The organism is Methylophaga sp. (assembly GCF_030651745.1).
Window position 1 is genome coordinate 63,403 of the sequence record NZ_JAUSCC010000122.1, and the last position, 20,256, is coordinate 83,658.

Annotated in this window: 25 protein-coding genes and 1 pseudogene; 8 read left to right on the plus strand and 18 right to left on the minus strand. The window is 46.6% G+C overall.

What is annotated here, in order from left to right; all coding sequences use genetic code 11:
- Positions 1-261: 261 nt before the first annotated feature.
- A complete protein-coding gene (locus tag Q7V21_RS17930; RefSeq protein ID WP_370654073.1) occupies positions 262-477 on the plus strand; it encodes an endonuclease domain-containing protein in 216 nt (71 codons plus the stop codon).
- Between the two features lie 14 nt (positions 478-491).
- Complete coding sequence (locus tag Q7V21_RS14275; RefSeq protein ID WP_304917927.1) at positions 492-743, plus strand: hypothetical protein; 252 nt, start codon at positions 492-494, stop codon at positions 741-743.
- 564 nt (positions 744-1,307) lie between these two features.
- Here the strand turns inward: Q7V21_RS14275 and Q7V21_RS14280 are convergent.
- The 6 genes and pseudogenes from Q7V21_RS14280 to Q7V21_RS14305 all read right to left on the minus strand — a co-directional run bounded on the left by Q7V21_RS14280 (position 1,308) and on the right by Q7V21_RS14305 (position 4,887).
- Complete coding sequence (locus Q7V21_RS14280) at positions 1,308-1,952, minus strand: 3'-5' exonuclease (RefSeq protein ID WP_304917928.1); 645 nt, start codon at positions 1,950-1,952, stop codon at positions 1,308-1,310.
- Positions 1,953-1,963: 11 nt separating this feature from the next.
- Positions 1,964-2,635: pseudogene (locus Q7V21_RS14285) on the minus strand (LysR family transcriptional regulator); the annotation flags it as partial.
- A gap of 79 nt (positions 2,636-2,714) precedes the next feature.
- Complete coding sequence (gene copD / locus Q7V21_RS14290; protein ID WP_304917929.1) at positions 2,715-3,479, minus strand: copper homeostasis membrane protein CopD; 765 nt, start codon at positions 3,477-3,479, stop codon at positions 2,715-2,717.
- Between the two features lie 194 nt (positions 3,480-3,673).
- Positions 3,674-4,060 carry a copper homeostasis periplasmic binding protein CopC gene (gene copC / locus Q7V21_RS14295; RefSeq protein WP_304917930.1) on the minus strand — a complete coding sequence of 129 codons (387 nt, stop codon included), beginning with the start codon at positions 4,058-4,060 and terminating at the stop codon, positions 3,674-3,676.
- Positions 4,061-4,083: 23 nt separating this feature from the next.
- Positions 4,084-4,359: a heavy-metal-associated domain-containing protein gene (locus Q7V21_RS14300; protein ID WP_304917931.1), complete on the minus strand. Its 276-nt coding sequence runs from the start codon at positions 4,357-4,359 to the stop codon at positions 4,084-4,086.
- 60 nt (positions 4,360-4,419) lie between these two features.
- Positions 4,420-4,887 carry a DUF411 domain-containing protein gene (locus Q7V21_RS14305; RefSeq protein WP_304917932.1) on the minus strand — a complete coding sequence of 156 codons (468 nt, stop codon included), beginning with the start codon at positions 4,885-4,887 and terminating at the stop codon, positions 4,420-4,422.
- Between the two features lie 456 nt (positions 4,888-5,343).
- On the opposite strand from Q7V21_RS14305, the gene Q7V21_RS14310 reads away from it, so the two are divergent.
- A complete protein-coding gene (locus Q7V21_RS14310) occupies positions 5,344-7,677 on the plus strand; it encodes a heavy metal translocating P-type ATPase (RefSeq protein WP_304917933.1) in 2,334 nt (777 codons plus the stop codon).
- On the opposite strand, the gene Q7V21_RS14315 is transcribed toward Q7V21_RS14310, so the two are convergent.
- The 4 genes from Q7V21_RS14315 to Q7V21_RS14330 all read right to left on the minus strand — a co-directional run bounded on the left by Q7V21_RS14315 (position 7,643) and on the right by Q7V21_RS14330 (position 9,430).
- Complete coding sequence (locus Q7V21_RS14315; protein ID WP_304917934.1) at positions 7,643-8,116, minus strand: DUF2933 domain-containing protein; 474 nt, start codon at positions 8,114-8,116, stop codon at positions 7,643-7,645. The genes Q7V21_RS14310 and Q7V21_RS14315 overlap by 35 nt on opposite strands.
- 288 nt (positions 8,117-8,404) lie before the next feature.
- A complete protein-coding gene (locus Q7V21_RS14320; RefSeq protein ID WP_370654074.1) occupies positions 8,405-8,635 on the minus strand; it encodes a four-helix bundle copper-binding protein in 231 nt (76 codons plus the stop codon).
- Between the two features lie 156 nt (positions 8,636-8,791).
- Positions 8,792-9,076 (minus strand): hypothetical protein, encoded by a 285-nt coding sequence (locus Q7V21_RS14325; RefSeq protein ID WP_226069831.1) that lies wholly within the window; start codon positions 9,074-9,076, stop codon positions 8,792-8,794.
- Between the two features lie 102 nt (positions 9,077-9,178).
- Positions 9,179-9,430 carry a hypothetical protein gene (locus tag Q7V21_RS14330; protein ID WP_226069830.1) on the minus strand — a complete coding sequence of 84 codons (252 nt, stop codon included), beginning with the start codon at positions 9,428-9,430 and terminating at the stop codon, positions 9,179-9,181.
- A 27-nt stretch (positions 9,431-9,457) separates the two neighbouring features.
- Between Q7V21_RS14330 and Q7V21_RS14335 the strand changes: the two genes are divergently transcribed.
- The gene (locus Q7V21_RS14335; protein WP_304917936.1) at positions 9,458-9,649 is read left to right on the plus strand and encodes a hypothetical protein; all 192 of its coding nucleotides are present in this window, start codon (positions 9,458-9,460) and stop codon (positions 9,647-9,649) included.
- Here Q7V21_RS14335 and Q7V21_RS14340 read toward each other — a convergent pair.
- Positions 9,642-9,839: a hypothetical protein gene (locus Q7V21_RS14340; RefSeq protein ID WP_304917937.1), complete on the minus strand. Its 198-nt coding sequence runs from the start codon at positions 9,837-9,839 to the stop codon at positions 9,642-9,644. The genes Q7V21_RS14335 and Q7V21_RS14340 overlap by 8 nt on opposite strands.
- 1,303 nt (positions 9,840-11,142) lie before the next feature.
- Between Q7V21_RS14340 and Q7V21_RS14345 the strand changes: the two genes are divergently transcribed.
- Positions 11,143-12,222, plus strand: a complete 1,080-nt coding sequence (locus Q7V21_RS14345; protein WP_226069827.1) for a hypothetical protein — start codon at positions 11,143-11,145, stop codon at positions 12,220-12,222.
- Positions 12,223-12,291: 69 nt separating this feature from the next.
- On the opposite strand, the gene Q7V21_RS14350 is transcribed toward Q7V21_RS14345, so the two are convergent.
- The 5 genes from Q7V21_RS14350 to Q7V21_RS14370 all read right to left on the minus strand — a co-directional run bounded on the left by Q7V21_RS14350 (position 12,292) and on the right by Q7V21_RS14370 (position 16,704).
- A complete protein-coding gene (locus Q7V21_RS14350; RefSeq protein ID WP_226069826.1) occupies positions 12,292-13,971 on the minus strand; it encodes a hypothetical protein in 1,680 nt (559 codons plus the stop codon).
- Positions 13,972-14,241: 270 nt separating this feature from the next.
- The gene (locus tag Q7V21_RS14355; RefSeq protein WP_226069825.1) at positions 14,242-14,685 is read right to left on the minus strand and encodes a hypothetical protein; all 444 of its coding nucleotides are present in this window, start codon (positions 14,683-14,685) and stop codon (positions 14,242-14,244) included.
- Between the two features lie 231 nt (positions 14,686-14,916).
- Positions 14,917-15,447 (minus strand): hypothetical protein, encoded by a 531-nt coding sequence (locus Q7V21_RS14360; RefSeq protein WP_300497077.1) that lies wholly within the window; start codon positions 15,445-15,447, stop codon positions 14,917-14,919.
- A 234-nt stretch (positions 15,448-15,681) separates the two neighbouring features.
- The gene (locus Q7V21_RS14365; protein ID WP_226069823.1) at positions 15,682-15,960 is read right to left on the minus strand and encodes a hypothetical protein; all 279 of its coding nucleotides are present in this window, start codon (positions 15,958-15,960) and stop codon (positions 15,682-15,684) included.
- Positions 15,961-16,311: 351 nt separating this feature from the next.
- Positions 16,312-16,704 carry a hypothetical protein gene (locus Q7V21_RS14370; protein ID WP_304917938.1) on the minus strand — a complete coding sequence of 131 codons (393 nt, stop codon included), beginning with the start codon at positions 16,702-16,704 and terminating at the stop codon, positions 16,312-16,314.
- A gap of 271 nt (positions 16,705-16,975) precedes the next feature.
- Here Q7V21_RS14370 and Q7V21_RS14375 point away from each other — a divergent pair, with 271 nt between their 5' ends.
- Complete coding sequence (locus tag Q7V21_RS14375) at positions 16,976-17,143, plus strand: hypothetical protein (protein WP_304917939.1); 168 nt, start codon at positions 16,976-16,978, stop codon at positions 17,141-17,143.
- Between the two features lie 268 nt (positions 17,144-17,411).
- Here Q7V21_RS14375 and Q7V21_RS14380 read toward each other — a convergent pair whose 3' ends face one another.
- Together Q7V21_RS14380 and Q7V21_RS14385 are read right to left on the minus strand one after the other, a co-directional pair.
- Entirely contained in the window at positions 17,412-17,771 is a 360-nt protein-coding gene (locus Q7V21_RS14380; protein WP_226069820.1) for a hypothetical protein, read from the minus strand.
- 248 nt (positions 17,772-18,019) lie between these two features.
- A complete protein-coding gene (locus Q7V21_RS14385) occupies positions 18,020-18,286 on the minus strand; it encodes a hypothetical protein (protein WP_226069819.1) in 267 nt (88 codons plus the stop codon).
- A gap of 153 nt (positions 18,287-18,439) precedes the next feature.
- Between Q7V21_RS14385 and Q7V21_RS14390 the strand changes: the two genes are divergently transcribed.
- Together Q7V21_RS14390 and Q7V21_RS14395 are read left to right on the plus strand one after the other, a co-directional pair.
- Complete coding sequence (locus Q7V21_RS14390) at positions 18,440-19,147, plus strand: hypothetical protein (protein ID WP_304917940.1); 708 nt, start codon at positions 18,440-18,442, stop codon at positions 19,145-19,147.
- A gap of 641 nt (positions 19,148-19,788) precedes the next feature.
- Positions 19,789-20,133, plus strand: coding sequence for a hypothetical protein (locus Q7V21_RS14395; protein ID WP_226069817.1), 345 nt, complete (start codon positions 19,789-19,791; stop codon positions 20,131-20,133).
- The last annotated feature ends 123 nt before the right edge of the window (positions 20,134-20,256 follow it).

Consider the following 20,256-nt stretch of genomic DNA (forward strand, 5'->3'; position numbering starts at 1 on the left):
CCAGATCCATGAGAACCTGAAATCAATTTAGATTGAGGGTATTCGATCATGGTCATCAGGCTGTCTGAGGAAGACGCTAAACGACTTGGGCTTATCGCCCAGGGGGACAGTGCGAACGTCAGAAAGAAACTTCCTGCAGGTTTTGGTAAAAAGCGATCAAAGACAAAATCACCTCAACGAGTACTGTTTGAGTGCTGCCAGGTGTACTGGCCAGAATGTGAATGAGAATTAAAAGGTGCAATCCCTGGAAGAAAGTTTCAGATAGATATTGCCTTTCCAGCTCATAAGCTTGCCATCGAACTGGATGGCCACACGGCCCATTCATTTAAAGATAAATTTCAACGTGACCGTGAACGCCAGAATCTACTGACACTCCATGGCTTGCGGATATTACGTTTTACTGCGAAAGATGTCAGTTCAAGACTTACGGAATCTCTGGGTATAATTCAGCAGTGCTTAGATAATCAACTGAATTAATCAAGGAGGAAGATATGTATTTGGTGAACGATCTTGAAAATATGATTTTCGATAGCGAGGACGACCGCTGCTTACTTATTAAAGCAATGGGACCTGACGGTAAAATCCACGCATTCATACAATGTCTCGATGTTGGAAACATTCATAATCGGTTAAAAACTCCGCATACTAAGAATTATTGGGGATTTTATAATGCTGATGAGCCAGAAAAGTCTATCTTGGAAATTATGCATCGCGGTGTTAAGTGGCCTGCATTGACTGAATAGCTTCCTATAGATGGCTATGAGAGTCGTGACTTTTACGGGGGTCGCAGTAATTTGTACGACTTAGAGCATTGTTACGGGAATATTTAGGTTAATTTTTACGACTTTTGTAGTGATCCAGGGCAATAATCTTACCTCTGAATTACATTTTCGTGATTTTAACGACCTTAAAAAATGGCAGATGTCAAGTGCTCGGCGTGAGGGAATATCGGATCAGAAAGCTATGCAGAGCAATGGGCTAGGCTGGATTGATGCTTCTTCTCACGTTGGTCATTTTGTGGGCTAGGAGCCATATGAGAGCGTCGAGATAGCAAGCCCCAGCATGCCATAGCAGGCAGTTACAGAGAGCACAATTCGTTGTCATACTCCATGCAACGTCTGAATGTGCTCTCTTCCACGTCGACCTGCACCATGCTAGATCCCGCAGCCGCTCTAGCTTATGACACACCCGTTTTCCTGCGCTTCAGGCGATTCTGTCTCCCTTTGCCATAGTTTAAATCGAGTAATCACTAAACTTGGTCGTATGAAAACTTGCAGGCGGCCAGTTGCCGAGTCGCTTGATATTCTTCACCAGAGTACTGGCGAATTCGCCCGTTCTGAAATCAGGTGCAAGTTCTTCCTTGCGCGTGATCCGATGACATACAGCAGTTTCAGCGCACTTTCTTGGCCGTTCGGGTCATTAAAGTGCGGCACCATGTCTTCTAACAAGGCATAGGCGATCACTGCATCAAATTCCGCCCCCTTCACGCCGTGGATTGTTGAAATAGTTATGCCTGTCCGGCTCTGAAAAACCTTTCTAAACGTCTCGATGTCTCCAATGAATTCGCTGCCCTCACTCTTCAGACGATCAACTCTAGCTTGCGAGCTACCAAAGAACGCTGTGTGATGCTCTTGAAGCAGCGAGAAAAGACGAAAGTCGATCGCCAAGTTGGCAAATAGAATTTCAAAGAATTTGCGGAGATAGCTGAGCCCGTCAGTTTCATCTATCTTGATCGAATTGCATTCCCTTAACAGGGATTTTCGCGTGAATTTGGACACGCTCGCTCCGGCCGCTTCTAGGTCATTCAGGACATCGCCGGCCCATCGAAGCCTGCGGACATACATTGTCGGCGACGCCTGCGTAAGTGCAATCTTTGAGAGTTTGTACCAAAAATTCTCTGTGTCACGTGCGAAAGGAACCATACCGGGTCCATCGAATGAATACTCTGGCATGCTCGCTACCAAGCAACCTGTTCAGCCACCAGCGGCTCTGCATCCACAGTGCGTAACACGCGGGCGATCTGACGCACATGACCTTCGCATACGACCGGATCACACATCACCAGCGGATAGCGTAGCACCTCGTCCAGAGGAATGCGCTTGTGACTCAGGATAGGATGCCGTTCGGGCACCGCGACCATCAATGGCTCGGACCAGACAGGCTCGGCGAGGATGTTATCGCCCACATCGTCAGACTGCGCAAAGCCCACGTCGTAAAGATCATCAACCAATCCCTTGATCTGTTGCGACAGCGGCACCTCGAACAAACGAATATCGACCTCTGGTTCATGCAAACGGCACTGTGCCAACAAAGCGGGCAATCGCGACGGCGTAATACCATCGGACAAGGCAATGCGTAACTGACCGTGGAAACCACTGGCCGCAGCCCTTACGCTGTCACGCGCTTGCTCAAGTGCAGCGAACACGCGAGGAACATGTTCAAGAAACAGCGTGCCCGCTCGAGTCAACCGCGTGCTGCGCGTAGTACGCGCAAACAGCGACACGCCCAGTTCTTCTTCCAGTTCCTTGATGGCCCGTGATAGCGGAGACTGTTCGATGTGCAGCCGCTCGGCAGCGCGGGCGAAATGGAGTTCTTTCGCAACTGCGATGAAACACCGTAAATGACGTAGCTCCATGAGGCCCCTTCATTACTCGTGCATGGCATGCACAAAGTCCCTGGTTGGTTGTTGTCCACCTGTTGGCCTCCAAGTGTTGTCATCCATGAGGGCTAAGGGTGCCGAGTACCGCTACGCTTACCAGAATCAGGAGCGCGATCATCGCCTCGATGGTCACACTCAGTCGCAGGTGCTGTGCAGAGTGCGAAGGGACGCCGGTATGGATGTCACGTTCGAGCCGGGGCACCAACCACCAGCGATGCAGGGCGGCGAGGCCCAGCATCGCAGCGAACAGCGCCAGCTTGAGCAGCATCAGGTTACCGTGCCGGCTGTGAAACAGCGGTGCGATGGACCAGCCGACCAGATCCCCGTAGTGAAGGATGCCGGTCACCACCAGGACACCAACGAAGACGGTGCCTGGGCGCAAAAAGGTGTGCAGTGCCCGCCACAGCATGTGCAAGCCCTCACCCGCGGCGGGCTTGCCGTGTCGAACGAACAGAATCAGCAAGGCGAAGATGGCCCCGATCCAGCCGCCGGCAGCGAGCAGGTGCGCCATACCAGCCACCAGCCGCACCGTACCACTCACACCCTCGCCACTGGCAGCGTGTCCGTTCCATGCCAGGCTGACCAGCGCCACGCCGGCCAGCAGGGTCACTCGCCGAATGGGGAATGGGCGCTCGGCGCGCTGCGACTGCCAGCCGAGTAAAGCAAGCAGCAGAACCAGCAGGAATGCTCGCGTCAGCCCGGCGCGCCCAGCGGGGGTGTCGAACAGATACCAGGCCAAGTCGTCCCGTGCCAGATCGGAAACCGCGACCCCCATGATGCCAGCCGTGCTGCGCACAATCTCAATGCCCGCCAGCGCCAAGCCGAGCACTCCACAGATCAGGAGCCTAGGGTCAAGGCCCATCTGGGCAGGAGTGGGTGCTTATCGCCGCTGATCGTTGAGGTGGCCGGACCGTACCACGCGAATAGCGGCAATCCGAACAGCAGCATCAAGTCCAGGTACTGCATGAACCGAAGTGTGTAGTCGGGAAGACTGGACATGATGTTGGCGCCCGCTCATTTGATGGTGAAGCTGTATTCGCCAGTCATCGGATGGTTGTCATCACCGACGGCGCGCCATTGCACGTGGTAGACGCCTACTCCGAGGGGGTTATGCAACGTAGCGCGCAGCGTCTTGCCGTCGTTGATGAGTTCAACGTCGATGTGCTCGACTTTCTCTGCGGTCCCGCCGTCCTTTATGACGCTCAGCTCCAAGCGCGAGGCGCGAAGTACAAGCTGTTCACTGAAGACGAGATCGATCTGCTGCGGTGTCGTGACAACAGCATCGGCCGTCGGTGTGGATTTGACGAGGGAGATATGGGCCTGAGCGACCGATGTGATCAGCAAGCCGGTCGCAAGACAGGCACCAACAATCAGAGAGCGAAATTGAGTAGTACGGTTCATGTGCATTACACCTCTTCTTATGTTTAAGAATTTTGGCTGCAGCAACTTCGGCCGCCGCCTCCTGTTGATTGGCTGGACAGGGTGTCGCCGCGTGCCAGACGCGCGGGATACCCGGCCCGTTGCAACGTCGACAGCAGCAGATCGTTGCCGTGATCGAAGTTGCCTCGAACTCGAACGCGGCCGGTGGCCAAATGCACTTCCACGGCATCGACTCCCGGCAGCTCTTTCAGCGCATCGGTGACTTTCGCGATACATGAGCCGCAGCTCATACCCTGCACGTCGAGATCCACTGTGTTCATGACTGCGTTCTCCTCTTGATCCCGAAGGTCACCGGGACATTGGCCGTTTCATCGCATCGATCAGCGATAGGCTTGATAGACGCTGGTGCTGCTATCGACATGGATCAGCAGAACGTCGTAGGGGTCTTTGCGGTCGCCATAGAGCGGGCCGTCCATGCCAGGTGACCCGATCGGCATTCCGGGCACGGTCAGGCCGATGGCCTCGGGTTTTTCTTTCAGGAGACGCTTGATATCGGCAGCCGGTACATGGCCTTCGATGGCATAGCCGCCGATTCTGGCGGTATGACAGGAGCCAAACTGTCTTGCGATGCCAAACTGTTCCCGTATAGCGGTGTTGCCGATATCGAAAGTGCGGACTTGGATGCCGGCTTCTTCAAGATGCTGGATCCATTCGTTGCAGCAACCGCAGTCGGGGTCTTTCCAAACTTCAGCGACCAACTCCGATGCGGTTGCCGTGCCAGCGCTGATCACGGAAAGCAAAAATAAACCTGCCAACCAGGAACGACCTTTAATATTGGAATGCATCATATTTGCCTCGGTAATTCTTTAACTATCGACACAGAGAGCTTATGGTGTTCAATCATGATTCAGTCCCCTGAATGCCGCACATTCTTTTATTCCGATGATAGGCGGCGCCGCTGTCACGCGGATGACTCTATCGTTACATTCATGTAATCCTCGTGTCATATATCCGATTTTATTGACCAGATTTACCTCGACAGTTGAGAGCGTGGCAGGTAGAGATCTCGGCCATCAAAAAACGACGGAGCCAGCCGATCTAGAAAATGACAATCAATTACATGTTATCGACGGCCTCGTCGTCCCATGCTTCTTCCAAAGGGTTCCTGTTAGGTGCGCAGACTTCTGGCTTCTTCATCCTGTAGTGGGTTAAGATGGTGCTGAAAAGAAGTAAATGTATGCAGTCATGAGGCTATACGCACGCGTATACGGAATTTGGCACATACCTCGAGAGGATTAGTTGTTATGAGGCGGAATCAATCAGAACATCCACACCACGTGGATCCGTCGCACACAGATGCGCCGCTCTCAGATCCCGTGTGCGGCATGCGAGTTACAGAGAATTCATCCCATCACATGGAGCATGAGGGTAAGTCTTTCTATTTTTGCAGCACCAAGTGTTTGGGTAGATTCCGTGATGACCCGGAAAAGTACCTCGATCCCTCCAAGTCGGAGGAACATACAACGCCGCATGAGCCCGGCACGACGTACACTTGCCCTATGCATCCGGAGATCCTGCAAGATCACCCGGGAACCTGTCCAAAGTGTGGCATGGCTCTTGAGCCATTGATGCCCAGTCTGGATGATGATAACAATCCAGAGTTGAAAGATTTTTCACGCAGGTTCTGGTGGACGCTGCCGTTTACTGTCATCGTGACAATACTTGCTATGTTCGGCCCGCAGCTTGGCTGGTTCAGCATGGGCGTGCAAACATGGATCGAACTCGTTCTTTCAATACCTGTAGTGTTGTGGGCAGGGCAGCCATTTTTTGTACGGGGCTGGCAATCAATAGTGAACCGCAGCCCGAACATGTGGACGCTGATAGGCCTTGGTACTGGAGCGGCGTTTATCTATAGCACTGTCGCAACGATAGCACCGGGCATATTCCCCGAAACTTTCATGTCGATGGGCCGCGTTTCAGTCTATTTTGAAGCAGCAGTTGTCATCATTTCGCTGACATTGTTGGGTCAGATGCTTGAGTTGAGGGCACGCTCGCAAACATCAGCTGCCATCAAGTCCTTGCTCGGTCTGGCGCCTAAGACAGCACGGCGGATCAACAAGGATGGCACTGAGGAAGATGTGCCTTTGAATCACGTACATGAAGGTGATCGCTTGCGCGTTCGCCCTGGTGAAAAAGTCCCGGTTGACGGCACGGTAGAGGAAGGTAATAGCTCATTGGATGAGTCGATGCTGACCGGAGAGCCACTCCCCGTAAGCAAGCGACCCGGAGACAAGGTGATTGGCGCGACGATGAATACTTCAGGCGCGCTTGTGATTCGGGCAGAGAAAGTGGGTTCTGCCACAGTGCTCTCTCAGATTGTGCAGCTCGTAGCGCAGGCGCAGCGTTCGCGCGCTCCCATGCAGCGCATGGCTGACTTGGTTGCCGGTTACTTCGTTATGGCTGTAGTGGTCATCGCCATAACAACTCTGTTCGTTTGGGGGTTCTTCGGTCCGCAACCGAGCTGGGTGTACGGTTTGATAAATGCTGTTGCGGTGCTGATTATCGCTTGCCCGTGTGCGTTGGGGCTGGCCACACCCATGTCCATCATGGTGGCAACCGGCAAAGCCGCTACGCAAGGCGTGCTGTTTCGCGATGCCGCCGCGATTGAGAACTTCCGCAAAGTCGATACTCTGATTGTTGATAAAACCGGCACATTGACTGAAGGACGTCCGGCTTTTGAACAAGCAATTCCGGCAGGTGACATAACTGCCGATGAAGTACTACGTCTTGCAGCGAGCCTCGATCAAGGCAGTGAACATCCACTTGCCGACGCTATTGTGAACGCGGCGCGCGAGCGCGGCCTCACACTCAGTGCAGTCGACGATTTTGAATCAGGTAGCGGCATCGGCGTTCGTGGCCAAGTCGATAGTAAGTCGCTGGTCCTGGGCAATACTGCTCTGATGCAGCAAGACGGGATTGATGTTACCCACCTGACAAACATCGCCGACTCATTGCGCGAAAAAGGTGCGAGTGTCATGTATCTCGCCTCGGATGGCCAACTTGCAGGCCTGTTGGCTGTCTCCGACCCGATCAAACAGAGCACGCTGGAAGCAGTGCGAGATCTCCAGCAAGCGGGGATTCGTATCATCATGGCAACCGGCGATGGTATTGCAACGGCTAACGCTGTTGCCAAGGAATTGGGAATCGACGAAGTGCACGGCGAAGTCAAACCTGCTGACAAGCTTGACCTCGTCACACAGCTTCAAGCTGAAGGTTGTATTGTAGCTATGGCTGGGGACGGGATTAACGATGCCCCGGCTCTCGCAAAGGCTAACGTAGGTATCGCCATGGGGACGGGTACAGACGTTGCCATGAACAGCGCTCAGGTAACCCTGGTCAAAGGCGACTTGCGTGGAATCTCCACCGCACGGCACCTTTCCGATAGTACCGTCGCTAATATGAAGCAAAATCTGGGTTTCGCGTTTATCTACAATGCGCTTGGCGTCCCGATCGCAGCCGGTGTGTTGTATCCCCTCACGGGTATTCTGCTCTCACCCATGTTCGCCGCACTCGCAATGAGTCTCAGCTCGGCATCGGTGGTATTCAACGCTCTCCGGCTTCGTGGCTCACGCGATTGAATGGGGCGATAACCCACGGAATGATGCTCTGATAACACAAGCTGCTGAAGAACAGATGTTTCAGCAGCTTGTGCCCCCTCATCCACCATCCGTTGATTAACGAGGCCTTAATCGATACTGTTTCACCAGCGTATAGAATACCGGGATGACAATGAGTGTGAGGATAGTGGAAGAAATCATCCCCACCCACCATCGGAGCTGCAATACGCCTCATTACCTCCGATCCGGTATCCTGTTTCGTGGTTTTCTGCTCATCATGGCAAGATGACTGCATGCCCTTCATCATGAAGAACATCATCAGAGAGCAAAGCAGAAAGAACAGTGCCGGCGTCAAGGCCATGAGCGATTGGCGCGCAGCAGGAAATGTGGTGTAGACAACCGCAACCAGAACGGCGAGCCCGAGCCCGGCTCTTAACATCATCTTGATATCGCATTTCATGCTAGCTTTCCTTATGTGAGCTGTGTTGAGGCAAAAATCACATAATCAATATTTAAAGACTGACAACAAAATGGACTGTAACTCTGTGAGTCTTTCACACACATTGCACATGGATTACATATTCGTCATGTGGCCAGAACTCATCTGCAAGAAAAAATATTTCTTCAATACGTATTCTAGTGGTTGTTTTGCGTTCGCATAGCACGAACAGCAGTAAGGAGCTAGGTTTTTATGATGATAGACCGGCTGCTTCTTCTGTGAAGCAACCGGCATTCATCAGCGAACTTCTCAAGTCATCTGAGCCATGCGTCGACATTCCTCTGCGCACTTGCGGCAAGCCTCCGCGCAACGCTGACAATGCTCCATCGCATGCTGAGCGCATTCGTCGGCGCACGCTTCACAGATATCTGCACAAAGCCGACAGATCGCTTGGGCGAACTCGCTCCCACGTGCCATAAAACTGGCCGCCATCCGGCAGACCTCCGCGCAGTCCATGTCCAGTTTTATGCAGCGGGCCATTGCCTTGACATCTTGTTCTTCCAGGCATGACACAGCGCAGTGATCACATTCCGTAGCGCAGGCGTAGCATGCAGAATTTCGGTGCTGGAGTCATGGTGAAATAAAAAAAACGCCCTCTGGAAAACCAGAGAGCGTTATGTTTTGAGCTTCACTTACTTAATGTCTTTGTTGGATTTTAATGAGTGCAGCCTGCTTCACTTGTTCAGCAAAACTATTGGCAACGGATTCATCAAGAAAATCCTCAAGCCACATTTCAGTGCCATCTTTGAGTACCCAGTATGTTCCATAGAATTTTGGTGTATTCGAGACATAAACATGTCCGTCACACTCCTCTACCCCAGAGACATCCATTTGGCCAGACCAGCCGTAAGGGATACTGACCAGCTTCTCTTCGACGGTAACGGTTTGGCCTTGATCAGTGATAAATTGAGATTGAGTCATAATATGCTCCATTCATTTATTTGAGGGCCGCACCCCCGCGAGGGAATGGTTACCCTCCGGGTTAAAAAATTCTCAACAGCGTACTGCTGAGATGTTGAAGGATTAAACGAAAAAACCGTTATAAATCCCCATTAAGCTGGTAGCCGTAAACCCCACTTGCATCACTAGCAGTGCGAAATAACGATTACTTATTGAAAATCGGATAAAGAAAAGATTTGAAATTAAAAAGAACACAAACCCAAACTCTGATCCAGGTGCCTGCATGGCAACCAAAAAAGCGCCCAGCAGTCCAAAAATTGAACCGGCAAACTCGCACCAGGTCATTTCTTTTGTTAAATTGAGAATTGCTTGCATAAGCTCCCCCTGAAAATGGAAAACTAAATGGCAGAAAAAAAGAAAACTCTGAAAGTCATCCACGGCGGACGTGAAGATCTCGAAGTGCAAAAAGCAAACGAAATCTTAAAAGCGTTATTGGTGGATAAAGACAGAGATACTGCCTTTCAGATTGCAGAATCACTAAAGCCCCGTGGGGCTTTAGCTCTTACTGCAGATAAACAGCGGAAGCCTAAATAGAAACAAGAACTGGTTTAGCAGCTCTACGACGTTGCTCTTCAGCAATAGCCTCAATCGCAGCTTCAATTGTCTTTTTGCCAGCTGGTGTAGTCATACTGTCTGATAATAAAATCAGATCTTGCATGGTATCTTCCAACATTTGCTCAGACGATTCCTTAAAGCTTACTTCAAGAACATTGATTCTAGTCATGGTGTTACTCCTCAAATAAAAAAAAGGAGAACACTATGCCCATAAGGGAGTGTTCCCCTATGGGTGAATTATCTGCGTACAGATAATCAATTCAGTGACATCACCTGCTAACAGGTGAATAGTTGAGCGTCCACTTGGAGTGTTGGACGAGCACTTCATACCTGACTAATGAAAGTCAGGTACAAAAATCGTTATAGTGAATATAGTGCTTACTCTCATGCAAGTCAAAGCAAGACAGAGATCTAGTTCACAAGATAAAATCTTTTTCTTAGTTCCTATCGTTCTGAGTAACTGAATTTGTAGGGTTGTAGGTTTTCAGGACAGATACTCTTATAGATGGCATATAGGTTTTGGGGACAGCTCGCTAAGTTACTGTATATATTGGTAATTGGTTGTAGGTTTTGCGGATAATTACTGGGATCAGAGACATATAGGTTTTCAGGACACATCTATAAGTACCTGATTTTATAGTCTTTAGGTTATAGGTTTTGCGGACAATTCTCTTAGAACAAACTGTCATATGAGACTTGTATTGGCTATTTTGTTATTCAAAGCTGTTTTAGTTCTCAATTCTCGCTTAAGCTTCTGATCGAAAGGCAGTTAATATTGATTTTTTCTATGCATTCTTACCATATAGGTTTTCAGGACACTCTGCTAACTCACTGTTTATTATCAATATTGGTGGTAGGTTTTGCGGACAATTAATCGCATTGATGTAAGTTTTTGATAACCGATTTCTGTGGTTATAGGTTTTGGGGACATTTTGAATATCAAAAACTCCAAGAAGCTCTAACTTTATCAATGATAGGTTGTAGGTTTTCGGGACAATTGAGCGGTCGACAGTGGATGATTTTGCGCGAGGGTTATAGGTTTTCAGGACTGTTCAAAATCACACCTGATATAGGTTTTCGGGATTTTTGTTATAGGTTTTCAGGATTCGATTAGTTATCCACAGTGTTATGTAAAATAAAATGCCTTATTTTAAGCGTTTTGGTTATAGGTTCTTGGGATCAGCGTTGTAGGTTTTCAGGATATTGATTGGGAAAAGTTATAGGTTTCCGGGACAAGGTATGTTTAGAAAGCTTCAAAATGGGAGATGGTTATAGGTTTCCGGGACTTTTCGTGCTGTAACTTATTGAATAAGAATGTTTTATTTCTCTATCCTCTCCTCTATACCTCTTAATCTTTTATTGTAAGCTTAGAAATATGATGAAAGGGGTTGCGGTGTTTTTTTTATGTGTCATCATCCAGTGCTATATTTTTCGATAACGGATATCAGCTGAAATTCAGTCAAGGCCATTAGATGAGTGAACAAACTAAAAACAGCGCCCGCACAATACTTGACCAATTGAATGATTCCAATAGAGTTGTTCCAGGTTTACCAGAAAGAAATAAAAATCATGATCTTTTTGCAACTCTGCTTGGTCCCTCTGGTGACACTGAACAGCTCTCAAATCTACTGAGCTTTTGGGATTCAATTCCACGATATAGCGTTTCTAGACAAATTCAAGCTTCGATGAGAAGTGAATCCGGAACCCTTCCAATTCTCCGAAAAGAATTTCAATCCCCTGCAGGTGAAGAATGCGAAATGGAGTTAAAGCCTGCACGTATTGAGCTAAATGGTGAAGAAATAGACTTCTACCCATCAGAGACAGAAGAACTCATCGAAGACATTCTAAGAAAGATATTTCTTCAACAAAGTCACGGCATCCATGATTCAAACCGTGAAGAATCTTGGTGTAAGTTCTCAATTAACATGATTATCAAGGAACTCAAGACATTCAACAAAAAACGAAGTCTTGATGAGGTAAAACAAGCATTAGAAATAATGGAAAACTGTCGTCTAACAATTACAGTCAATGGCAAGCAAGCATACAGTTCCAATATTCTGTCAGATAAACTATTAGCGGATAGAGCTTCATACCTTCGAGATCCAAACGCATTGTCAGCTGTAAAGTTTTCCTCTCTAATCAGTCGAGCAATCAATAAATTCGATTATCGACAGTATAACTATGCAGATGCTATGAGCCTTAAACAACCACTAGCACGATGGTTATTCAAACGATTGGCAGATAGATTTATCAATGCAGGCCTGGATGCACCTGCATACAAAACAATCTTTTCACAAGTGGATAGAGATTCAGGTCTGATGCATCATAAACGGGTCACACGTCGTATTGAAAAACTTAAAGACGCTATTGAAGAACTGGTAGATCATAAGATACTTCGCACTTATGAGATGCAAGCAATTAAAGAAGACGGAAAAATTGCTGATGCAGTATTTATGCTTTATGCATCTGGTGGTTTCATTAGAGAAATGAAAGCAGCTAATGCCAGACAAAGAATAATCAGAGAAGAGGCGAAGAAGTTATCAATGAGATAAACCACTCCCCGAAGAGAGTGATCTCCCAACGGGTAGTGATTATTTAGTAAGCACCGTAGTACTTACCTCTTATGCTGCATTGTCCAACTCAGACAAGGTTACCTTTTCAGGCACTCCATTTTCATTAAACGTAACCTGCAGCTGTCGGCCTTGCAGTGAAAACTGACTAAGACCACTTGTGCGAAGCATGGAAAGCACCCCCATTTCCACTGATTGGTTCAGTGAATAGAGTAATGCCTGGAACTGTTCGATATCATAATTACAACCTGACTCATCAAATTGATCATTTGAGTCAATATAATTGCATATGATACGAATATTGCTTCCATTCAAAGCACCGCTTGGGATAAACATAAAGTCTTCATTAACTGCAAAGCAGTCATTTTGGACAGTTACCTCACCCATTGGTCCGTTTATGACCAGCGATTCACATGTTTGATAATCGAAACAGCCGTAGCCAGAATAATGACCTTCCTTTCCGGGCTTATTTACCGTTATAGTCAGATCTTCATCTTCAATTTCAAACAACCATTCATGTATCCAATGGTCTTTGTGTAGCATGGACAGCGAGCCCATATCAGCGCACAACACCTCACGGTGATAGGCGTACTGATGCGGTCTGAAGTAGTCATAACCATGATCGTTATTAAAAAACACGATCTTCTGGCCAATCGACTCCAGTTTTTGCCTTGTCATTCCATTTATCGATGAGGTGTAGTCATATCTGCTGTATGAATCATTCTCAGGCAAAGATGACACTGTAAATAAAACCCCATCTGGCAGGACATCCATATCATTGAGCAGATCCAAACACTCCCACGATTTTAGGGCGCGCTGGAACTTACTGGCAAACATGGCTGGTTCCAATATACCTTTCAGCTCAATAAACTTTTTTCGCCACAGCTCTTTTAAAACTGTTTCGATTTTTCCGCTCTGAACTGCCTGATCTATCAGAACATCTCTGTCCGGCATCCGCACATCAAATTGCAACTCATCAAGATGGATAATGTTACCAGGGCAATCCCGATTCGATATTTCCCGTCCCCAGATGCTATCCACTGGCAACCCTTGATAAAACAAATACGTTACATCCGTACCGTAGTCCCTGTAATAGAGGCCTGACTTGCCAATGAGCGTGTCATCGTCAAAGTCAGACAATGCACAGAAACCAATCGACGTTTCAATGAACTCAACTTCGCCTTTATCAAGACTGTATGGACGATCCAGTTCTGCGCCGTCATAAAAGACCGGAATTGAAAACCCTTTGGCCAGACGCTTTAATAAAAGCTCAATCCGGCTGGCATTGTTTTCATCGCTGATTTCGTAGCCATACAGTGCGATTCTGGTACCTGATGTCACATCGCTCTGAAACACAGATATTTCAAGACCATTCAAAATGTCCTGTGTATATGCTTCAAAGCCATAGCCATTCGATTCCACTCGCAGCCGATCACAGTAGTAAAGCATTGAGAAGCTGCCCATACCGAAGGCACCTTCTTTCTGAATTACTTCTTCTGACCAGCCTGAACCTGCCAAAGTCAGAAAATCAGCTAAATCACGAATTCCCTGGCCATCATCAACAATGAGCAGCGCGTCTTCATCCAAATACGAAAACTCTACTTTGCTTGCACCTGCCCGGCGGGCATTTTGCATCGCTTCAGAGAGTACGCAGCCAGGTGAAGTAAACGCATTTTTCAGCTTGCTGATAATGCTTTCATTGGTTTGCACTTTGATTACTTGGTTTTGCATGATGGATCTCCTAAATACAAATAAAAAAGGGAGATCCACCAACCCCTTTGAGGGAATGATAAATCCCCCAGAGGGTGAAACCTGCCTTAACTGCGTACAGCAAAGACGTTGAGGCCGGTTTTGGTGAGTCCGGCTGACTCTTCAAGACAACAAATTTGTTGCCAAGAATCTGGTATTCCGAAACACTCGCCCGAGGGAGTGCTTTGGAATACCCTCTCAATCGAGAGAGTATTCAAAGGCTGATGAATCATCAACCCCTCTTATCACGGCTTAATCGTGTAGTCCGGCTTTAACTGCTTCCGAACGATGATGCAGAAATAAATAGTCATCAATTGCTTCTCTCTCATCACCAATTCGGATGTGAAATAACGCGCTATCAATAGCATTGACTGCATCGTGATGTGGATAATATGGAATTTCCACACTCGTTCTGGCCCAGTAATCGCCAAAGTCCGAAAATAACTCGCGGCCTTCAACTGTCGAACCATGCATTAACGCACTTTCAAATCGCTCGAAATACGCTTTATCAACCTTCGCTTTAGCAACCGCCTTTTCAAGCAGTTCAACAGCATCAGGTTTTCTTGTTGCTGTCAGGTAATGACGAAGCTTATCAAGCGTAACATCCAGTGTGTACGGCGTTCTGGCTTTTCGCAGCGCCATGATAGTCATGTTATCTGACGCTCTTGGTGCTCCAAACACGGGTGAATTTTGCATGCTGTTCTCCTCAAAATAAAAAAAGGGAACAACCGCCCATACGGGAAGAAGCTCCCCGCTGGGTATAGGACTTCCAAACAGCGCACTGCTTGGACATTGAGGCCGGTTTTGATAAGTCCGGCTGACTTTTCAGGACAACAATAAAATGATGTCAAGAATTCGGTATTCCGAAACACCTGGTTAGATGTTTTGGAATACCCCCTTCTTAAAGAAGGGAGTATTTAGAACCAATTAGTGATCAGCTCCTCTTATCTCGGCCTGTCCGAGTTGTCTGGCGTTCATACGAAACAACATACCATCGGGCTGTCTGTTGACATACCAGCCACGACGACTACCGGCAGGTCTATCTAACCGATAATCAGTTCCATCATACTGAACAACCATTCCGGCTTCATAGCTACGTTTAGCCTTCTGTCGTTTGCTTTTGTGATAAGCCACTACTCGCTTACGCCATTGGGCATCATAACTATCCGGGTCTGGCTCACTGGCTTCTTTCAAAAATGAAATCGGACAGTTCACTTCGACCGGGCCACACGAAGCAGTCAGGTCTTTATAGCCCCAACCATCCTCACGGCCACTTTGCATCATATCAAGACCAATCCAGATTTCTCCGGTCGTTTTCTGTTTGGCCAAGTACCAGTGGTTGTTACCCACTACACTGGACTTTAAGAGTTCTTGATTTTCGCCAAAGCGATATGAATCAGTAAGATACTCGACCAATTGTTTTTTTGAACGCCATTGCGTTGAATAGCTCCATCCCATGACTGCTTCTCCAATAATAAAAAAAGGGGAAGCAGCCGTCCCCCATAAGGGAAGGTTACTTCCCCTATGGGTTTTTGAGATTCCAAACAGCGTACTGCTTGGACATTGAGGCCGGTTTTAAATAAGTCCGGCTGACTTATCAAATAGATAGTTTTTGGCTATCTACTGGATATCTATTCCGAAACGTACTCTGTGAATACGCTTTGGAATACCCCTGTTGCCAGGGGTAATGTTCTACCAGTCGTGCTGGTCTAACTCTGGGATGGCCTCGGCATCTGAATCCAGTTCAATCATTTCAAAATTATTGTTAAATGCGAACTCAATAACTTTGCAGAGTGAAGGACTGTAATCTCCTCGGAGGTTTCCTGCCAAATCGTTCATATACAGCTTAATAAAGAAGCCGGATTCACGCTCCATCACCATATTGGTCTGAAACGCTGCAATGCGTAATGCATTGATATCGGCCTGCTCAATATGAGAAGTACTTAAAGCGATTACTTGATAGGTTTCCATGTCAAAAATACCTCTTAATTTAAGAAGGATCGACACCCCATACGGAGATATCGATCCCCGTGTGGGTTTGGAAAGCCATTTATGTCTGGCTAATGTAGGCAAAAAAGCTGAGAAAAGCCCTTTTTAGCCCCTTTCGTGATTTAAGCCTGGTGATATACTCAATTACATGAATAAACCCAACAGACTTCAATTAGTGCATTCAACTAATAAACAATTACTTTCTGACGATCTCATCAGGGCGATTGTGCTGGCCAAAGATGACGCTTTAGCAGAAAGCATCATTAGGAAAATCAAATACCGGGCCTTTCTAAAACCGGTAAATCAATAATCTGTCCAAAGTCAAACTCACAATTATTTACGAACACTTTTGAAACATTCCGGCGTACAAGAAAGACGACCTGCTTCTTCTAACGATAAACGCTGTGCAGTTACAACGTTCGCATGTGGACGCCTTGCCATCTCAACCGACTTACCGAAGGCTTCATAACAATGGTCTGGTGCCACCAGCGTCTCGCCGGTTAAAAGCAATAATCGAATTCCATTTGCTGCAATGTCCGTGACGTTTTTCTTTGTCTCAGTGTCAACTTTCAGTATCGGTGCCCATTCATAGGCAATAATATCTTTAACATCAATCTCGATGTTTTGTTCTAGCTCATCTTCGGCAATATAGCCAAGCAAACTTTTACCAAACATCTCCGATGCAAAATCTAACTCAGGAAAAACATCAATCTTGATACATCCCATAATGAAAACTCCATAATATTAGGGATGATCTCAACCCCAGTTGGGTGAATATCACCCCTGGGGTTAAATCGCTTAACGTTCTAAGGTTAAGCATCTGTGTTCGGTTTTATGAGTCCGAATTCTCTTCAAGATAACAACAATGTGTTATCAGGAATCTGGTATTCCGAAGCCTCCAGTAGAAGCTTTGGAATACCCCCTCAGTGAGAGAGTATTTCGCATTACAGCAAACTGTACTGCTCGTATCCTTATTGAACATTGCCGGCATTCACCAATGAATCCATATATGCATCCTCTGCTGATGCAGACATTTCTGAATTACAGGCTGGACATGAATGATAATCATGCTCAGATGCAACCATTGAAAAGTGACATCCGTTACGGCAAAAGACCGCAACTCGCTTTGGTTGCTCAAACAAAAATGGAAGTGCTTGGCTTTTAACTTGACGTTGATTTGATAAGGTAGACATATGCTCTCCTAAAAATTAGGGGATACAGCCGATCCCAGTAGGGATAGGAACATCCCCGCCTGGGTTAGTGGTCAATATGACCAGTGTTATCGGCTATGCCGTTTTAATCTCGAATGATGAAATAGAATCTAAGAAATCATGACCAGTATGGTCAGCAACTATCGCAGGCATTGCATTCAACTAATTAAACGGGAATGCATTGCCCCACTGGGGATATGCATCCCCGTGTGGGTAAATTAATTATCTACGACATTGCTGCCAATACGGTGAGGTATCTGTTGTTATTTCGTTGATCTTTTGATGAGCGCATGCAGCGTCCATCGCTTTGGCAAAATTCATTGCCTGATCATTAAATACAACTAAGTGTTTGCCCCAGCTGGTTTTGATTCTCACACCATCAACAATGTCTTGCTTGTTGTCAGTGGTAAAAGGACGAGTGGTATAGATTTTTATACACTCAAATGCTGCAACAGAATTTGAATGAATGGAAAACTTACCAGGCTTGTCGTTTTGAGCATCAACACGAGCATCCAGATTTTTACCGAAATCGGCGTCATTAAATTCAATTTCTTGAAAATGTTCGATGACTACGCATCCCATAGGTATTACTCCTAAAAAGTGAAGTTAAATAGAAACCATGGGATACATTTATCCCCGACGGGAATAGACATAGCCCGTGGGGTAGTGAGGAATCAGCGTGCTGATTCTCAAGATAGTGCCAGCTTGGAGTGTGGCATAACTCTTCAAGGCAACCGAAGGTTACAAGGATGTGGCCAGATTAATCGGGAGACACTTTGCTGTCAAACAAATACTGTGATGCAGTTCTAGGTTTGGGCATCCCCATACTATTACTTATCCCTTTTCAGCGCCTCAGCCTTGTCTACCCGAAGTTGATAGTAGGTACCAAAGAAGCTTTCGGTGAGTAAATAAGCAAAACCCAGCATGGTGGTTTCAATTAAAAAACCCCGGTCAAAAGTGCCCATCAACACCCACAAAAGGCTCATCGCATACCAGCGAATCCGTTTCATATCGTGAAAAAGAATTAGGCCTGCAACGAGGTAAATCCCAAAAGCAGCTGCCGGTGAAGTGACCATATCATTTACAAAATTAAACACACATTTCTCCTGTTTTATACCAAGAATGGCACAGAATTGAATTCACGCAACCCCTCCTAGAAATGCGGCCTCCGGGCTAGTTGCGTGATTTTAGATCTGTGGTTTGATGGTTTTGTCGTTTTGACACAAACCATTTAACCAGGAGCAATAACAATGTCACTCACAATTTTAGAAACAGCAGCCCAACGTGAACCGGTATCCCAAAACCAATACCGTGTTTTTTTCCGAGTACAGCATGGTGCTGGAGCCACCGGCGTCCGGGCAATTGATGTCGCCGTCGCATCATCACAAGAAGAGCCCTACAAACTGGCAGAGCTGCTGGCCATTAAATATTTGTTGCTACATACAACGCATGCTGGAATGAATCGAACCGGCAAAAGCCTGCAGCTGAATGTATCTTCTGGTGCTATCCGAAAAACCCAGAAATTGCAGACCACCAATACCGATATGCATCTCAATGGACGTTTTCTTCAGACTCGATTGGCAGAGGCCACCATTAAAGTGGCCAGAAGAACGGATTGGGTAACCGAGTTCACAGGTAAAGTCGTCGAAATAAAACCTGAAGATTGTTTGGACCCGCCAATTAAAACGCATATTGGTGATATTCACCTGACCCGACATGCTGTCGAACGTTTTTGTGAGCGGATGGCTATCAGCTCGATTGACCGTGCCTGGCGTCGGCTTTCAAAATTACTGACCTCATCAAGCTGGCAGGTAAAAAAGCCGCAACGTCCTCTTCGTAATGGAAAACCAAACCGGACCACAGAAACCTGGGCGTTAATTCGAGATAATGCGCCGGCAAACGATATCGTCAAAGTTCGTAACCCGCGTGTCAGTCGTTTAGTGACAGTGATTGTATGAACAATAAAATGAAGATGAAAAGATTAATGAATAAAATCATATTATCGCTATTCGCTGGGTTACTCATCTTGGTCTAAGCACTGGCAGATCCAGAATCATTTGAACAAGCAAGAGCTGAGCTTCGTGATCATGTTTATCATGACCAGAATCGTAATGGTTCATTAGGAACACTCTATTGTAGCTGTGACTTGGACTGCCGAGGTCGACCACGTGGTGCTGTTGACGCCAAAAGTGTGGGTACCAAGTCAGAAAACAGAAGCTTCGTGTTGAACGCAATGAGTTCGAGCACATATTAAGTAGACTTAGCAACATGCTATCTATTCATAATTAGCTGCTTTAGTTGAAAATATGAATACATAACACTTTCTGAATTTCTATAGCTCAAGATCTTTCAGCCAATACATTTCTCTCGCCTTAGTATTAGCGAATTATAGTGCCTTAGTTTTGTTTATAGATCCGGAGACCCCGAGCATAAGATCTCATACACTATTCAAAATCATCACAAACTTTGTGTTTGTTACATAAAAACAGTGACAGACTCTCACAGACCCAGCAGAGAACTTTTAATTTTGCTAATCTTTTGGGAACTAAGTTATTATGTTGTTAACTAAGACATCAGAATCCATTAATAAAATTAACGAATGTCAGTAAAATTAATTATCAACATGCTCATCTTTATGATTGTGATGCAATCAGGCATAGTTGCGGCTGACATTCATACATATGATTCCAAGACATCACAAGAACATCAGCTTGTTCTTGATGATTCCAATGCAATTCAACAAGCGAACAATGCGTCTTCGCATGATGCACAAAGTACTGGCGATTGTGATTTTTGTATGCATTGTCAGTGTTCACATTTTATCGCCATCTTTAATATTGATGGAATTAATGTTGCTGCTATTCCATACAATTATTTCAACCTCCACCCTAGATCGCCAAAACCTGACTTTACAGTCAGTATGTACCGCCCTCCGAGATCTTGAACTGCTGATGTTTTTGCGGACTTAACGTAAGTCCGTTGTTTGCAGTTAAACAGGATCTAATTTCATGAAAATACACTTTGATCGCACTACAAATGTGCGTGCGCCTGCTATCCGTGCATTGCT

Excerpts from the sequence above, each read along its gene's own strand:
- Q7V21_RS14330 (WP_226069830.1), bottom strand. The coding sequence starts at position 9,430 with ATGCAAGCAATTCTCAATTTAACAAAAGAAATGACCTGGTGCGAGTTT.
- Q7V21_RS14355 (WP_226069825.1), bottom strand. The coding sequence starts at position 14,685 with ATGCAAAATTCACCCGTGTTTGGAGCACCAAGAGCGTCAGATAACATG.
- Q7V21_RS14320 (WP_370654074.1), bottom strand. The coding sequence starts at position 8,635 with ATGGCCCGCTGCATAAAACTGGACATGGACTGCGCGGAGGTCTGCCGG.
- Q7V21_RS14305 (WP_304917932.1), bottom strand. The coding sequence starts at position 4,887 with ATGATGCATTCCAATATTAAAGGTCGTTCCTGGTTGGCAGGTTTATTT.
- Q7V21_RS14390 (WP_304917940.1), top strand. The coding sequence starts at position 18,440 with ATGTCACTCACAATTTTAGAAACAGCAGCCCAACGTGAACCGGTATCC.
- Q7V21_RS14340 (WP_304917937.1), bottom strand. The coding sequence starts at position 9,839 with ATGACTAGAATCAATGTTCTTGAAGTAAGCTTTAAGGAATCGTCTGAG.
- Q7V21_RS14360 (WP_300497077.1), bottom strand. The coding sequence starts at position 15,447 with ATGGGATGGAGCTATTCAACGCAATGGCGTTCAAAAAAACAATTGGTC.
- Q7V21_RS14335 (WP_304917936.1), top strand. The coding sequence starts at position 9,458 with ATGGCAGAAAAAAAGAAAACTCTGAAAGTCATCCACGGCGGACGTGAA.
- Q7V21_RS14380 (WP_226069820.1), bottom strand. The coding sequence starts at position 17,771 with ATGGGATGCGTAGTCATCGAACATTTTCAAGAAATTGAATTTAATGAC.
- Q7V21_RS14280 (WP_304917928.1), bottom strand. The coding sequence starts at position 1,952 with ATGCCAGAGTATTCATTCGATGGACCCGGTATGGTTCCTTTCGCACGT.
- Q7V21_RS14370 (WP_304917938.1), bottom strand. The coding sequence starts at position 16,704 with ATGGGATGTATCAAGATTGATGTTTTTCCTGAGTTAGATTTTGCATCG.
- copC (WP_304917930.1), bottom strand. The coding sequence starts at position 4,060 with ATGAACCGTACTACTCAATTTCGCTCTCTGATTGTTGGTGCCTGTCTT.
- Q7V21_RS14365 (WP_226069823.1), bottom strand. The coding sequence starts at position 15,960 with ATGGAAACCTATCAAGTAATCGCTTTAAGTACTTCTCATATTGAGCAG.
- Q7V21_RS14300 (WP_304917931.1), bottom strand. The coding sequence starts at position 4,359 with ATGAACACAGTGGATCTCGACGTGCAGGGTATGAGCTGCGGCTCATGT.
- Q7V21_RS14375 (WP_304917939.1), top strand. The coding sequence starts at position 16,976 with ATGAATCCATATATGCATCCTCTGCTGATGCAGACATTTCTGAATTAC.
- Q7V21_RS14275 (WP_304917927.1), top strand. The coding sequence starts at position 492 with ATGTATTTGGTGAACGATCTTGAAAATATGATTTTCGATAGCGAGGAC.
- Q7V21_RS14325 (WP_226069831.1), bottom strand. The coding sequence starts at position 9,076 with ATGACTCAATCTCAATTTATCACTGATCAAGGCCAAACCGTTACCGTC.
- Q7V21_RS14310 (WP_304917933.1), top strand. The coding sequence starts at position 5,344 with ATGAGGCGGAATCAATCAGAACATCCACACCACGTGGATCCGTCGCAC.
- Q7V21_RS14315 (WP_304917934.1), bottom strand. The coding sequence starts at position 8,116 with ATGAAATGCGATATCAAGATGATGTTAAGAGCCGGGCTCGGGCTCGCC.
- Q7V21_RS14350 (WP_226069826.1), bottom strand. The coding sequence starts at position 13,971 with ATGCAAAACCAAGTAATCAAAGTGCAAACCAATGAAAGCATTATCAGC.
- Q7V21_RS14395 (WP_226069817.1), top strand. The coding sequence starts at position 19,789 with ATGTCAGTAAAATTAATTATCAACATGCTCATCTTTATGATTGTGATG.
- Q7V21_RS14345 (WP_226069827.1), top strand. The coding sequence starts at position 11,143 with ATGAGTGAACAAACTAAAAACAGCGCCCGCACAATACTTGACCAATTG.